The sequence below is a fragment of the Chthoniobacterales bacterium genome (assembly GCA_036569045.1).
GTDB lineage: Bacteria > Verrucomicrobiota > Verrucomicrobiia > Chthoniobacterales > JAATET01 > JAATET01.
Window position 1 is genome coordinate 35,396 of record DATCRI010000057.1, and the last position, 14,223, is coordinate 49,618.

The window sequence follows — 14,223 nt, forward strand, 5'->3', positions numbered from 1 at the left end:
CGTGCGGGCGCGCCCATATATTCGCGTTCTGCCGTGAACGTCTCTGATCTTCGGGAAATTCTCCAATACGTGCCTCGTTTCCGCGGGCGCATCTTCGTGGTCGCCGTCGATGGCGAGATTGCGGCCTCCGAGAATTTCCACAACGTCCTGCTCGACCTCGCCGTTCTCCGTTCGCTGAGCATTCGCACCGTCGTCGTGCATGGAGCGAGCTGGCAGATCGAGGAGCTTGCGCGCAGCCGCGGCGTTGCCCTCTCCAATGCCGACGGCACCGGCGTCGCCGATGAAGCCACGCTGCAGGTGAGCATCGATGCGGCCATCCGGCTCACGAACGAGATCATGGAAGGCCTGTCCGCCGTGGACCTGCGCGCCGCCTACCTGAACGCGATCATTGCCCATCCCGCCGGCATTCTCGGTGGCACCGACTTTCAATTCACCGGCAAGGTCGAGCGCGTCGACGCGAAGGCGCTGAAGCTCCTGCTCGAGGAAGGCATCGTGCCCGTGATCCCGCCGCTCGGCTTCGATGGTGAAGGCCGCACGTATCGCGTGAATTCCGACAGCATTGCCGTCGAGGTCGCCGAGGCGTTGCAGGCCGCGAAGATCATTTTCCTCGCGCCCGGGGTGACCTTTGCGAATACCGCCTGGCTGCCGCGCCTGCTCTCGATCAGTGAGGCCGAGGAGGTTCTGCGCAAGCACCGCAGTGACGCCGCGATCGGTCTCCAATCGAAGCTCGAGGCCAGCGCCCGCGCCTGCCGGCAGGGCGTGCCGCGTGCGCACCTGCTGAACGGCAGCATCAACGAGGCGCTCCTTACCGAGATCTTCAGCCACGAGGGCTTCGGCACGATGGTGTATTCCAACGAATACCAGCAGGTTCGCCGCATCTTCAAAAAGGACGTCCGCAGCGTGATGACGCTCATTCGCCAGTCGGTCCAGAGCGAGGAACTCGTCAGTCGCACCCGCAACGACATCCTTGCGCACATCGAGGACTACTGGGTGCTCGAGGTCGATCGTCAGCCCGTCGCCTGTGTGGCGCTGCATGTTTACGCCCCGGAGAAAGCCGGCGAACTCGCCTGCCTCTACGTGAGCAAGGCGCATGAAAACCAGGGCTACGGCCGCAAGCTCATGGCCTTCGTCGAAAATCTCGCGAAGGAAAAAGGGCTCACCCGGCTGTTCGCGCTTTCGACTCAGGCCTTCATGTTTCTCCAGCAAAAGGGCGGTTACGCCGAAGCTCCGGCCGAATCGTTGCCGGCCGTTCGCCTCGAGAGATACATGCAGAGCGGCCGGAACTCGAAGGTGCTCGTGAAAACCCTCGGCCCGACATCCTGAAATGAATCTCGGCCTGCTCACCGACGGATTCGTTGTTCTCGCCTACTTCGTCATCGTTATCAGCATCGGCCTCTACAAGGGCCGGGGCAGCAAATCGCTCGAGAGTTTTGCCGTTGGCGACCGGAACATCCCGTGGTGGGCGGTCCTTGCCTCGATTCTCGCGGCGGAAATCAGCGCGGCGACGTTTCTCGGAGCACCGGGTGAGGGCTACGCGACCCGAAATTTCGCCTACGCGCAACTGGCGATCGGCACGATCCTCGCCCGCATCCTCATCGCCTACATTTTCATCAAGCCCTACTACGACTTTCGCGTCGTCTCGATCTACGAATATCTCTTCATCCGGTTCGGCCTGCGCACGAAGAATGCCGCTTCTGCGATCTTCCTGATCACGCGCGTTCTCGCGAGCGGCACCCGTCTCTACGTGGCAGCCATCGTGCTCGTGCTCGGCTACGAGTTCGTGACCGGGCGTGAACTGGAGCCGCTCGAGCAGGTGCCGATTTACCTCGCGTCGCTGGTCGCCATCACGGCCATGACCGCCGTTTACACGGCTCTCGGCGGCATCAAGGCGGTGGTCTGGACGGATTTGATTCAGGTCGTGATCATGTTCGGCGCGCTGGGTTTCGCGATCTGGTCGATTCTCTCGCACATTCCCGGCGGACTTGCCGAAGTGTTCTCCTCGGCGCATCGCGTCGTCGTCGACCCCGCGCTCGTCGCCTCCCATGGCGAGGCTTACGCCCAGGCTGCCGCCGAAAAAGTCGCTGGCCACGCCCTGAAGTTCTACGACAGCGGCATCGATGCGAACGCCAGCTTCTGGCAGAATGTTCGGTCCATTCTCGAAAGCGAATACACGATCTGGGCCGCGCTGATCGGATCGACCTTCACCACGCTCGCGACGCACGGGACGGACCAGGACATGGTTCAGCGCATGCTCACGGCCAAGAATCACAGCAAGAGCCGCCTTTCGCTCATCCTGTCCGGCTTCGCCGATCTTCCGCTCGTGCTTTGCTTCCTTTTCGTCGGCCTCCTGCTCTGGAGCTACTATCAGAAACCCGGCATGACCGCTCCGTTCGCGCACTACATCGTTTACGAGATGCCGCCCGGCGTGCGCGGACTGCTCGTGGCCGGCCTCTTCGCCACCGCCATGGGCTCCCTCAGCACCGCGCTGAACGCCCTCGCGACAAGTTTCGTCGAGGACTGGTATCGTCCCTACATCAATCGAGACGCTTCGGTGGCCCACACCGTGCGAGCCGCGCGGCGGGCAACGGTGGTGTTTTCCATCCTGCTCGTGATCGTCGGCGGACTCACCGCCTACGCCGTTATCGTCCTTCACGCCCGCATCATTCCCGTCGTCCTCGGCATCTTCGGCTACACTTACGGCTCGCTCCTCGGTGTCTTCCTCGTCGGATTGCTGACCCGGAGCCGAGGCAACGAGCGCGGCAACCTCATCGCCATGCTCTGTGGATTCATCGTCGTCTCGCTGCTCAGTGGCCTCCACAACGATCTCTGGGCGCTCCTGCATCCCGCGACCGTCGACGCCGTTCTCTGGAAGCCCGACTGGCTGCCCAAGATCGAATTTCCGTGGCGGGTGGCCTTCGGCAGCGTCGTGACCTTCGTCGTCGCGCTGGGTTTTGCGACGCCTCCGGAGCAGATTGCCGCCGCCGCCGAGAAACGGCGCGCTGGCGCGGAAGCCTGAGCGATTTTTCGCCGATTCGCGCGCGCCAAGGAACCATCGGCACGCAGCGTCGGGTCAAGAAAATATCCCGCGGTTTCGGGGGTTAAATTTGACGCTTCCGTAACCTTTTTTCTTGAGGGAAAAACCCCCGGTTCCTAGCCTCTCGGCAGTTGCGGCGAGCGAAAGATCCTGCCCTGTGAATAACTTGTGAAATGTTCCTCCGGCGGTCGTGCGCGGTGTTCCACGGCCCGCTCACAGAGAGGAATCCGTTTCAAAGTCAGGGTAAGGAGAGGCATCGACGACGCCACGAGAAAAGAATTTTGAAGATGTTGACTGACAGGAAAATACAGAGAAAAAGAGGGTTTTCAGCGAGCTTTGGGTCGTTCCGAATTTCTCTGTGGGCTTATTTTCCGGCTTGTTTCCTGCCGCACCCGGCATCCACCGAAAGCGCGGCAAATCTCTAAGGAGCAATTGTGCATAAGTTACTTGCGACGCAGGATTTCGCGACCATTTGGGGCACCATTTCCGCCCTTATCGCCCCCCGGGTCAGCGCTGATGGATTTCAGCGTTGGTTCCGCGATATCGAGGTCTGTGGAGACGACGGAACGACGCTCACGCTTTCGGTCCCGAACCCCATTCACAAGTTCTTCCTCGAGAGCAATTATCTGCCCCTCGTGCAGGGCGCGGTCGCCGAGGCCTTCGACTCGGCCCGCGAGATCGTGATCGTGGCCCGGCAGGCGGACGATATGGAGGCCGGCCCGACGCTGAACGTGATCGAGGAGCCCGAGCCCGTGCGCCCGGCTCCACGCGAGAAAGGCGCCACGGCCTTCACCAGCGGGATGAACCCCCGCAACAATTTCGACGCATTCGTCGTCGGCTCGAACAATCAGTTCGCCTACGCCGCGGCCCTCGCCGTCGCGCAGGCGCCAGCCAAGACCTACAACCCGTTTTTCATCTACGGCGGCAGCGGACTCGGCAAAACGCACCTGCTGCAGGCCATCGGCCACCACGTGCTCGCCTCCCGCAAGGGTGCGAAGGTTTTCTACGTCTCCAGCGAGCAGTTCACCAACGAGTTCATCGACGCCATTCAGCACGGCACTCTCGTCAAATTCCGGAAGAAATACCGGCAGGCGGACGTGCTGATGATCGACGACATCCAGTTCCTCGCCGGCAAGGAGCGCTCGCAGGAGGAATTCTTCCATACCTTCAATACCCTGCACGACGGTCACAAGCAGATCATCCTGTCCAGCGACCGCCCTGCGAGTGAGATCGAGAAGCTCGAGCAGCGCCTCGTCTCCCGCTTCGAGTGGGGGATGACGGCGGAGTTGCAGCCGCCGGACATGGAAACGCGTATCGCGATTCTCCAGAGCAAGGCCGAGAACCTCAAGATTCACCTCGAACAGTGGGTGATCGAGTTCCTTGCCGACAAGATTCGCAACAACGTCCGCCGCCTCGAGGGCGCGCTCATGCGCGTGGCTTCCTATGGATCGCTCAGCGGTCGCAAGCTCACCCGCGAGGACATCGAGACGCTGCTGCGCGACATCTTCCAGGAGCAGGCCCGTCGCGCCGTCACGATCGACCAGATCCAGCGCAAGGTTGCGGAGACGTTCGATCTGCGCATCGCGGACATGACGAGCAAGCGCCGCCTGGCGAGCATCGCCTACCCGCGCCAGATCGCGATGTATCTGTCCCGCGAGCTGACGAATTCCACCCTCACGGAGATCGGTGATCTTTTCGGCGGCAAGGACCACGGCACCGTGATCCATGCGGTGAAGCTCATCAAGCGCCGCATGGAGGAAGACGAGCGCACGCGCCACATGATCCAGTCCATCGAAACGCAGCTGCAGAGATAGCCGATGCCGCGAGTTTTTAGTTGAGAGGCCCGCGCCCCGCGGATACCACAGCAGCTATCGCGGCCGAGTGCCGCAGCGCCCCATTCCATGAAGTTCAGCGTCACCAAAGAAAACCTTCTCGAAGGCCTCCAGAAAACCCAGAACGTCGTTAGCAATCGCACCACGCTTCCCGTGTTGTCGAACGTGCTCGTCGAGACCACCGACACCGGCGTTCGCCTCAGCACGACCGACATGGAAGTCGCCCTGCGCGTCGACGTGCCGGCGGTCATCGAGAAGCCCGGCGCCACCACGCTGCCGGCCCGTCGTTTGTTGAGCGTCGTCCGGGAGCTTCCCTCGAGCGAGATCCAGATCGAGACCGACGCGAAGAGCATCTCCGCCATTCGCAGCGGCCAGAGCTTCTTCAAGATCTTCGGCCTCGCGCGTGAGGAATTTCCGGCGTTCCCGAGCTCGAAGGACGCCCGCAGCCTCTCGCTGAAGCAGAGCGTGCTCCGCGATGGCCTGCGCAAGACCAGCTACGCGATCTCGATGGACGAGACCCGTTACGTGCTGAATGGCATCCTCTTCTCCTTCAAGGAAAACACGCTCAAGCTCGTCGCCACCGACGGCCGCCGTCTCGCGCTTTTCGAAGAGACGATCGATGCCGAACTCGCCGGCAAGCTCGACCTCGACTTCATCGTCCCGACCAAGGCGATCAACGAGCTCCAGCGCCTCCTCAACGATGACGGTGACCTCACGCTTTCCGTGAGCGACAATCTCGTCTCCTTCGAGCTCAACGGCTCGCTGCTCGTCTCGAAGCTCGTCGACGGCAACTACCCGAACTACAAGCAGGTCATTCCCTCGAGCGAGGACGTCAAGGAAGTCGTCGCCCTCGAGCGCGAAACGTTCCTCACGACCGTGCGCCGCGTGTCGCTGCTCAGCAACGACAAGACCAGCTCGATCCGCCTCAATTTTACGAAGAACAACATCGAGGTCACCTCGAACACGCCGGAAATCGGCGAAGCGAAGGAATCCATCGCCGTCGCCTATCGCGGCCGCGATTTCTCGATCGCGTTCAATCCCGAGTATCTCATGGACCCGCTCAAGGCCCTGCCGAACGACGAGGTGAATCTTCACCTCATCGACGAGATGAGCCCCGGCGTCCTGAAGATCAACTCCGGCTTCCTCTACGTGATCATGCCGATGCGCGTCTCCGCGTAATCGACTCGATCGTCGCCGGTCACCGCTATTTTCCTCCTCGCCCGGGCATCAACCGGGCGAGCGATGGCTGTTTGCCTGCCGGAGTTTAGGGGATTGCCCCTCGCGTGGGATCGGGGAGCGGCCGGGACGGGGTTTTCGAGCGAAAACTGGTCCTATGGAACTCAACACCCTCAAGGATCTTTACATCCACGAACTCAAGGACCTCTACAGCGCCGAGAAGCAGATCATCAAGGCGCTCCCGAAGATGGCGAAAGCCGCCACTCACCCGGACCTCGTCGCCGGCTTCAAGGCTCACCTCGAAGAAACGAAGGAACACGCCGCCCGGCTCGAGAAAATTCTCAAGAGCCTCGGGCAGACGACCCGCGGACCGAAGTGCAAAGGCATGGAAGGTGTCGTTGCCGAGGGGGCGGAAATGATCGAGGAGGAGGCGGACGACGAAGTTCGCGACGCGGGCCTTATCGCCGCCGCCCAGCGCGTGGAGCATTACGAGATGGCTGGCTACGGCTCGGCTCGCACCTACGCGCAACTCCTCGGGGACAAGGAAGGCGCGAAACTCCTCCAGACGACGCTCGACGAGGAAGGCGCGACCGACAAGAAACTCACGGATCTGGCGGTCTCCGCCATCAATGTCGCTGCCGACAAGTAGCTCGCGCTCGCGCGCTTCGAGATTTGACCTCAGGACGTCGGAAACGGGTTCCGCTCGGCGAAGGCCATCTGGTGCCAATACGGATAGATCCTCGTCCGGGCGCTGGCCGCTTCGAGGCGGGCGACCTGGTCCGGTGCCAGGTTCCAGCCGACGGCGCCGAGATTCTGGCGGAGCTGTTCCTCGTTGCGCGCGCCAATGATGAGAGTGGCGACAGTCGGACGGTGGAGCAGCCAGTTCAGCGCGATCTGCGGGACGGATTTTCCGGTTTCCTCGGCGATCGCGTCGAGCACGTCGACGACGGAGTAAACGAATTCGTCGTCGACGGGAGGACCGTAGTCCATGCTTTGCGCATCGTTCAGGCGGGTGACAGCCGGCTTTTCCTGGCCGCGGCGAACCTTGCCGGTGAGGCGGCCCCAGCCGAGCGGGCTCCAGACCACGGCGCCGACCTTCTGGTCGAGGCCAAGCGGCATGAGCTCCCATTCGTAATCGCGGCCGATGAGCGAGTAGTAGGCCTGGTGCGCGACGTAGCGCGTGAGACCGAGGCGATCCGCCGTGGCGAGCGATTTCATGAGGTGCCAGCCGGAGAAGTTCGAGCAGCCGAGGTAGCGGATCTTGCCCGCGCGCACGAGGTCGTCGAGCGTGGCGAGCGTTTCCTCGACCGGAGTCATGGCATCGAAGCCGTGGAGTTGAAAGAGGTCGATGTAATCTGTGCCGAGGCGGCGGAGACTGCCCTCGACGGAGCGGATGAGGTGATGGCGCGACGAGCCCACGTCGTTCGGCCCTTCGCCGAGGCGAAACGTGGCCTTGGTGGAGATCATCACGGCATCGCGGCGGCCCTTGATGGCCGCGCCGAGCACTTCCTCGGATTGCCCGGCGGAATAAATGTCGGCCGAATCGAACATGTTCAGGCCCGCCTCGAGGCAGATGTCGACGAGGCGCGTGGCCTCTTCCGGCCCCGTGGAACCCCAGGTTTTGAAAAACTCCGTGCCGCCGCCGAAAGTGCCCGTGCCCAGACTCAGCACCGGAACCCGGAGGCCCGAACCGCCCAATTGTCGAAATTCCATGGTGGATCACGATGCGCCGGGATCGGCAGAACGGAAGCGCCTTTCTGCACTTTCCCGGAAAATTTTTTCTCGCGAGCCGGGAGGAGTGGCCGCAGGATGGCCCAGCATTTTCTCAAATGCCGGCATAGCACAGTGGTAGTGCAACGGTTTTGTAAACCGTAGGTCATCGGTTCGAATCCGATTGCCGGCTTTCTTCTCGAAGGTCGCGAGGATTGGTCGGTCGTCTTCGGGCCGAAGCTCACTTTTCTGTGGCGCGGATTTTTTGAGGACGGCTCCCCGCGGCGTTGAAGAGGTCGGGCGAGGTGCTATTGTGGGGGCGTCAGTCCGGGTTTCGACAAGCGAAAGGAATCAAACTATGGCACAGGCAATCATGGACCCGGAGGAAGTCCGCCGGTTTGCGACGGAGCTCAAGCGGTTCAATCAGGATGTCCAGGTGCGGGCGGCGTCGCTGCAGGCCCGATTTTCCGCCCTGGGAAGCAGTTGGCAGGATCAGGAGCACGAGAAGTTCGCGGAGGAGTTCGTCGCCACGATGAAGGCGCTCAAGAAATTCATCGAGGTCTCGGACCAGCATGCGCCCTACCTGTTGCGAAAGGCGCAGCGGATCGAGCAGTATCTGGATCAACGCTGACGGCATGGCCATTCCCGCCCAGGCACACGTTACCTCGATCGATGCCCTCGGAACGTTCCGGGCAAATCTGGTGGTTTTTCGCGCCACGACCTCGCAGGCGCTCGACGAGTTGTTCGACGAAGTCCGTCGCACGCGGCAATGGATCCTCAACGACCGGCGCTTTCATTGGGAGGGCGAGGTGCGCCGGCGGCAGAAGAAGCTCGATCAGGCGCTGCAGGAGCTCATGGGCGCCCGGCTTTCCGATCTCCGGGCATCGACCGCCGCGCAGCAGAATGCCGTGACGAAGGCGCGGGCCGCGTTGCGCGAGGCGGAGGAGAAACTGCGGCGCGTGAAATACTGGGCGCGCAATTACGACCTCACGGCCGAACCTTTGGCCAAGCGACTCGGCGGGCTGCGCAGCTTTTTGGAACAGGATTTGCCGCGGGGAATTGCCGATCTGGCGGCCCGGCAGCGGGCGCTCGACGAATATGCCGGACGGCGCGCGGCGGCCAATCCAGAGCCCGCGAGCGAACCGCAGGAACCGACGACATGATTTTCAAGGGATGTGCCTCCACGCTGGCCCAGGCGGGCCGGAATCTTTCCTCCGAGTGGGAGGAAGCGCAGGCGCACTGGCGCGATGCGAAGGCCGCGGAATTTCAGCGGGAATATCTCGATCCCCTGCCGCCGCAGCTGGCGCGGGCCGTGGAGACGCTCGAGGAACTGGATCGACTGCTCGGAAAGGTGAGGCGGGAGTGTGAGTGACGTGCGCGAATTGGAAGTCGGCCGGGGCATGGAACGGCTCGAGCATTTGCGGGCGACCCTCGCGGCCTTTGCCAGCGAAGAGGCGGAACTCGGGCGTCGCCTGCGGGACCGACGTTATCGGCTGCAGCGAGCCTGCGACGATCGACTTGCGGAGGTGGACCGCCGGCTCGCGGACGCGCTCTCCGAGCGGGGCGCCGCTCTTTCCGAAAGCAAGCGGCGGCTCACCGAGCGGCATGACGCTCGCCGGCTGCGCATCCGCCGACTGCAGAGCGAGGGGCTGAGGAATCTGCCCAGGCTCGCCCGGCTCGAGCGCGAGCGCTGGCTGGGAGATCTGCAGATGCAGGAATTTCTGGTGACGCGGAAGCTCACCGCGGACCGCGAGGCTGCGGACAAGGCGTTTGAAAAAGTTTCCGCGGAGCTGGCGGCAATCGGATCCGACCTGCGGAATCTCGAGAGACGGGCGCGCGAGTATTTCACCGGCTACCTGAGCTTCCGCTGGCTGTTGCGGCGCGAGGGGGCCGTCGAAGCGGGGTCCCGGGAAAAGCTGGCGACCGTTCTGGCGCAGACGACGGAACGACTGCGCGAGTTCCGAAAGCTGCCGCTGCCGAAGGTCTTCAGCTTTCTGCCGCTGCCGGCGTTGCTCGTGTTGCTCGCGGTGGCGACCTTCCTCGTCGCGAGTTCCTTCCCGGGTATCTTCACTGGCGTGGTGCTGGCCGGAGCGCTGGTGATGATCGCGCTGATCGCGGTGCATTTCGTGAGTCGACGGCAGGCCAAGCCGCTGGCGGAAGCCGTGGCGGCGGGAATCGCCGAGGCGCGCGGGTTGCATTCCGCCTGGCGGGCGGCAGCGCTCGCGGAGCACGAGCGGGCGTGTGAACGGATCAAGGGCGAGCTCGCGCGGACGAGCACGCAGATCGAGGGGCAGTGGACGCGGGGAGACGAGATCAAGATCGATTTCGAGGCCCGTGTGCGGTCCAAACTCGAAGCGCGGGTGCCGCGCGCGCTCGCGGCGAATGACAAGGCCCTGAAGGACCGGTTGGCGCGCCTCGGCGAGACGGAGGAGACCGGCGAGGTGCGGGCTGATTTCGAGCGCCAACGGGCGGCGATTACCGCGGAGTGCGCGACGGGGAATGCCGGGGTCGACGCCGATGAGGTCCAGCGTTGGAGCGAACTCGAGGCGCGCTGGCAACGGGAGATCGAGCGGATTTATGCGGAGGTGGCCGGATTGAATGCGCTCGCCGCGGCGGCTTTCCCGGAATGGAGCCAGGCGCTCGTGGAGGCGTGGATGCCGCCGACGGAGTTCACGCCGGCGACGAAATTCGGGCGGCTCGACGTGGAGATTCCCGCGCCGATCGGCACCGACAGATCGCGGTTGCGGCTGCCCGGGCCGGCGCGTCTTTCGATTCCGCTCGCGCTCACGTATCCGCAGCACGGCTCGTTGCTTTTCGAGTCGAGTGCTTCCGGTGGAGCGGCGGTGATCGACTGCCTGAACCACATCATCCTGCGGCTGCTGGCGACCACGCCGCCGGGCAAGCTGAGTTTCACGATCGTCGATCCGGTCGGACTTGGGCAGAACTTTGCGGGGTTGATGCATCTCGGCGATTACGAGGAGAGCCTGATCAGCCGGCGGATCTGGACGCAGGCGGACCAGATCGAGGAGCGGCTGGCGGATCTCAGCCAGCACATCGAGAAGGTCATCCAGATGTATCTGCGCAACGAGTATCCGACGATCGTCGAATACAACGCGCAGGCGGGGAGCACGGCAGAGAAGTTTCACTTCCTGGTGATCGCGGATTTCCCCGCGAATTTCAGCGAGGTCGCGCTGAAGCGGCTGCAGAGCATCCTGGCGAGCGGTCCGCGCTGCGGGGTCTACACGCTCATTCACTGGGATCGGCGGCAACCGGTGCCATCGGGCTTCGTGGCGGAGGAGTTGCGCAAGAGCAGCATTTGCATCCAGACTGACACCGACGGCGTGAGCCTGGAGAGCGAGTCCTCGGCGCTCGAAGCCCAGCTCGTGCTCGATACCGCGCCGGATGCCGCGCTGGCGCTGGAGCTCACGCATCGGATCGGCGCGCGCAGCGTGGATGCGGGCCAGGTGCAGGTGCCGTTTCGCGCGATTGCGCCGACCGAGGAGGAGCTGTGGGCCGCCGACACGACGAACGAGCTGCGCGTGGCGATCGGTCGAACGGGCGCGACGAAGCGGCAGATGCTGGCGATCGGCAAGGGCACGCGGCAGCACGCGCTGATTGCGGGCAAGACGGGCTCCGGCAAGTCGACGCTGTTTCACGTGATCATCACGAATCTCGCGCTCGCGTGCAGTCCGGAGCAGGTGGAGTTCTACCTCATCGATTTCAAGAAGGGCGTGGAGTTCAAATGCTACGCGACGAAGCGGCTGCCGCACGCGCGCGTGGTGGCGATCGAGAGCGATCGCGAGTTCGGGCTCAGCGTGCTCCAGCGCGTGGACGACGAGCTGCGTCGGCGCGGCGATGTCTTCCGCAAGCTCGGCGTGCAGGATCTCGCCGGCTACCAGCGGGCCAGTGGCGGGAAGCCGATGCCGCGGTCGCTCCTGATGATCGATGAGTTCCAGGAATTCTTCGTCGAGGACGACGCCATTGCGCAGAGCGCGTCGGTGTTGCTCGATCGGATCGTGCGGCAGGGGCGCGCCTTTGGCATCCACGTGCTGCTTGGCTCGCAGACGCTGGGCGGGGCGTATTCCCTCGCCCGCGCGACGCTCGGGCAGATGGTCATTCGCATCGCCCTGCAGTGCAACGAGGCGGACGCGTATCTCATCATGGACGACGGCAATGCCGCACCGCGGCTGCTTTCGCGGCCGGGTGAGGGCATTTACAACGACGCCGCCGGCGCGGTGGAGGGCAATAGCCCGTTCCAGGTCGTGTGGCTGCCGGAGGAGGAGCGCGACGCGTGCCTGGACAAGGTGCGTCAGCTCGCGGAGCAGAGGCCGGGCATGGACGCGGCGCCGGTGGTCTTCGAGGGCAATGCGCCCGCCGATGTCGCGGAGAATCCGTTGCTCGCCAGGGTGCTGCGGACCCGGCCGAAGTCCGCGCCGGTCGCGGCGCGGGCCTGGCTCGGCGCGCCGAATTCCATCAAGGGACCGACGGAGGTCGTCTTTCAGCGGCAGGGCGGCAACAACCTGCTGATCGTCGGCCAGCGGGACGAGGCGGCCTTGACGATGCTCGGCAACGCGTTGCTCGCGCTCGGCGCGCAGTTTCCAGCGGATGCGGCGCGCTTCGTTTTTCTGCACAATGCCGCTCCGGGCTCGGCCGACGCAGAGTTTCTCGACCGGGTGGTGGCGGCCGTGCCGCAGGAGGTCACGGTGGCGACTGGAGCGGGTGTCGCGGAGGTGCTGTCTGATCTCGCGGGGGAGTTGAAGCGACGCGAGGAGGGGGGCGGCGCGCCGGTGTTCGTCTTCGTGCATGGATTGCAACGATTCCGGAAATTGCGCGCCGACGAGGAGTTCGACTTTTCCTTTGCCGAAGCCGAGGCCGAGCCGAAGCCGGCGGCGCGGTTTGCGGAACTGGTTGCCGAAGGCAGCGGGCACGGGATGCACCTGCTCGTGTCGATGGACACCTTCAATAGCGTGAATCGCTTCCTGAGCCGGAAGGCGCTGGCGGAGTTTGAAATGCGCGTGGTTTTCCAGATGAGCGCGAACGACTCGGCCAGCCTGATCGATTCCCCGAAGGCCAGTGGGCTGGGCCTGCACCGCGCGCTGCTTCACAACGAGCACGAGGGCACGTTGGAAACCTTCCGACCCTACGCGATGCCCGACGCCGCCTGGCTGGCGAAGGCTCCGGGCCGGCGGACGCGGGGCGTCACGCTCGATGCCGTGCAGCCGCCGGCGTGAGAGCGGCATTACTGGAGTGAGGCGAAGAAGCTCTCGTATTTGACGCGGTCTGGAGCGCCTTCCGGCAAGGAATGCCGCGCGCCGGCCATCAGCTCGTAGGCGAGCTTCCGGGCTGCGACGGTTTGCCCGGTGTTTTTTTGCAGGGCGGCGAGGTCGTAAATTACTCCGAGGGTCGTGGGATGGGCGGAGCCGAGCGTTTGCCGCAGGCCGGTGAGGGCCTTCTGGTATTGCGCGACGGCGTCGGTATTCGCCCCGCGATCGCGGAGAATGTCGCCGAGGACGGCGACCGTTTCGAAGGTCTCGGAGTGGTTGGGACCGAGAAGGCGTTCGCGCGCGGCGAGCGTGGTGCGGGTGAGAGCCTCGGCCTCGTCGAGCGAGCGTTCCTTGCGCAGGGTGCGGGCGAGATTCAGCATCGTCGCGAGGGTCTCGGGATGATTGGCGCCGAGAACGACCTGACGCCGCGCGACGCATCTGCGATAGAGTTCCTCGGCCTCCGGAAGGCGACCGGTCTCCAGCTGGAAGGCGGCGAGATTGTTGAGGGCAAGGAGGGTTTCGGGGTGATCCGGGCCCTGGATGCGCTCGCGAATCTCGAGACAACGGGTGTAGATCGGGCCCGCGGCCCAGGGGTCGCCTTTGCGGAGGAGGAGGTTCGCGAGGTTGCCCTGGGCGGCGAGGGTTGCGGGATCCTCGGAGCCGCGGGTCCGCTCGAGAATGGCGGCGAGTTCCCGGTAGAGCGGTTCGGCGGCGCGATAGCGCCCTTCGTCGGAGAGGACGTTCGCGAGATTGTTCAGGCAGGAGAGGGTATCGAGATTCTCCGGACCGAGGGTGCGGCGCATTGAGTCCAGCGCCCGCCGATAAAGCGCCTCGGCGCCGGCGTAGTCACCTTTTGAACGAAGGACGATGGCCAGGTTGTTCTGGCTGGCGTGCGTGTGGGGATGGTCGGGACCGAGGGTGCGCTGGCGGGCCTCGAGGCAGCGGCTGTCGAGGGCTTCGGCCTCGTCGAGCTGGCCGCGATCGAGCAAAAGGTTCGCGAGGTTATTGAGGGCGGCGAGGGTGTCGATGTCCTCGGGGCCGAGGGTGCGTTCGCGTTCGTCGAGGCATTCGCGGAGGTCCTTTTCGGCGGCAGGAAAGTCGCCTTTTTCCTGGAGGGCGAGTCCGCGGGTCTCGAGATCGTTGGCGGAAAGCGGCGGCGGGGCTGGCGGCGGTGGGGGGGCCTTGTGGCAGGAGCAAAGCCCGCTGG

Annotated in this window: 11 protein-coding genes and 1 tRNA gene; 10 read left to right on the forward strand and 2 right to left on the reverse strand. The window is 64.1% G+C overall.

Annotated features, from left to right (window positions below):
* Positions 1-33: 33 nt before the first annotated feature.
* The 5 genes from argA to VIM61_11170 all read left to right on the forward strand — a co-directional run bounded on the left by argA (position 34) and on the right by VIM61_11170 (position 6,691).
* Entirely contained in the window at positions 34-1,323 is a 1,290-nt protein-coding gene (gene argA, locus VIM61_11150; GenBank protein HEY8900958.1) for an amino-acid N-acetyltransferase, read from the forward strand.
* A 1-nt stretch (position 1,324) separates the two neighbouring features.
* The gene (locus tag VIM61_11155) at positions 1,325-3,016 is read left to right on the forward strand and encodes a sodium:solute symporter (protein ID HEY8900959.1); all 1,692 of its coding nucleotides are present in this window, start codon (positions 1,325-1,327) and stop codon (positions 3,014-3,016) included.
* Positions 3,017-3,468: 452 nt separating this feature from the next.
* Complete coding sequence (gene dnaA, locus VIM61_11160) at positions 3,469-4,848, forward strand: chromosomal replication initiator protein DnaA (protein ID HEY8900960.1); 1,380 nt, start codon at positions 3,469-3,471, stop codon at positions 4,846-4,848.
* An 87-nt stretch (positions 4,849-4,935) separates the two neighbouring features.
* Positions 4,936-6,045 carry a DNA polymerase III subunit beta gene (gene dnaN / locus VIM61_11165; protein ID HEY8900961.1) on the forward strand — a complete coding sequence of 370 codons (1,110 nt, stop codon included), beginning with the start codon at positions 4,936-4,938 and terminating at the stop codon, positions 6,043-6,045.
* 154 nt (positions 6,046-6,199) lie between these two features.
* A complete protein-coding gene (locus VIM61_11170; protein HEY8900962.1) occupies positions 6,200-6,691 on the forward strand; it encodes a ferritin-like domain-containing protein in 492 nt (163 codons plus the stop codon).
* Between the two features lie 29 nt (positions 6,692-6,720).
* On the opposite strand, the gene VIM61_11175 is transcribed toward VIM61_11170, so the two are convergent.
* Positions 6,721-7,755: an aldo/keto reductase gene (locus tag VIM61_11175; GenBank protein ID HEY8900963.1), complete on the reverse strand. Its 1,035-nt coding sequence runs from the start codon at positions 7,753-7,755 to the stop codon at positions 6,721-6,723.
* Positions 7,756-7,873: 118 nt separating this feature from the next.
* Here VIM61_11175 and VIM61_11180 point away from each other — a divergent pair.
* The 5 genes from VIM61_11180 to VIM61_11200 all read left to right on the forward strand — a co-directional run bounded on the left by VIM61_11180 (position 7,874) and on the right by VIM61_11200 (position 12,983).
* Positions 7,874-7,945 (forward strand) — tRNA-Thr (locus VIM61_11180).
* 165 nt (positions 7,946-8,110) lie between these two features.
* Complete coding sequence (locus VIM61_11185) at positions 8,111-8,383, forward strand: WXG100 family type VII secretion target (protein ID HEY8900964.1); 273 nt, start codon at positions 8,111-8,113, stop codon at positions 8,381-8,383.
* A gap of 4 nt (positions 8,384-8,387) precedes the next feature.
* Positions 8,388-8,915 carry a hypothetical protein gene (locus tag VIM61_11190; GenBank protein HEY8900965.1) on the forward strand — a complete coding sequence of 176 codons (528 nt, stop codon included), beginning with the start codon at positions 8,388-8,390 and terminating at the stop codon, positions 8,913-8,915.
* Positions 8,912-9,124, forward strand: a complete 213-nt coding sequence (locus VIM61_11195; GenBank protein HEY8900966.1) for a hypothetical protein — start codon at positions 8,912-8,914, stop codon at positions 9,122-9,124. The genes VIM61_11190 and VIM61_11195 overlap by 4 nt, the downstream gene beginning before the upstream one ends.
* The gene (locus VIM61_11200) at positions 9,117-12,983 is read left to right on the forward strand and encodes an FtsK/SpoIIIE domain-containing protein (protein HEY8900967.1); all 3,867 of its coding nucleotides are present in this window, start codon (positions 9,117-9,119) and stop codon (positions 12,981-12,983) included. Before VIM61_11195 ends, VIM61_11200 begins: the two co-directional genes overlap by 8 nt.
* A gap of 8 nt (positions 12,984-12,991) precedes the next feature.
* Here the strand turns inward: VIM61_11200 and VIM61_11205 are convergent.
* On the reverse strand, positions 12,992-14,223 hold a 1,232-nt coding region (locus VIM61_11205; protein ID HEY8900968.1), incomplete at its 5' end, for a tetratricopeptide repeat-containing protein.

What these genes read in the sequence shown, in the direction of transcription:
- VIM61_11155 (HEY8900959.1), top strand. Translation starts at nt 1,325, where the DNA reads ATGAATCTCGGCCTGCTCACCGACGGATTCGTTGTTCTCGCCTACTTC.
- dnaN (HEY8900961.1), top strand. Translation starts at nt 4,936, where the DNA reads ATGAAGTTCAGCGTCACCAAAGAAAACCTTCTCGAAGGCCTCCAGAAA.
- VIM61_11170 (HEY8900962.1), top strand. Translation starts at nt 6,200, where the DNA reads ATGGAACTCAACACCCTCAAGGATCTTTACATCCACGAACTCAAGGAC.
- VIM61_11175 (HEY8900963.1), bottom strand. Translation starts at nt 7,755, where the DNA reads ATGGAATTTCGACAATTGGGCGGTTCGGGCCTCCGGGTTCCGGTGCTG.
- VIM61_11185 (HEY8900964.1), top strand. Translation starts at nt 8,111, where the DNA reads ATGGCACAGGCAATCATGGACCCGGAGGAAGTCCGCCGGTTTGCGACG.
- VIM61_11190 (HEY8900965.1), top strand. Translation starts at nt 8,388, where the DNA reads ATGGCCATTCCCGCCCAGGCACACGTTACCTCGATCGATGCCCTCGGA.
- VIM61_11195 (HEY8900966.1), top strand. Translation starts at nt 8,912, where the DNA reads ATGATTTTCAAGGGATGTGCCTCCACGCTGGCCCAGGCGGGCCGGAAT.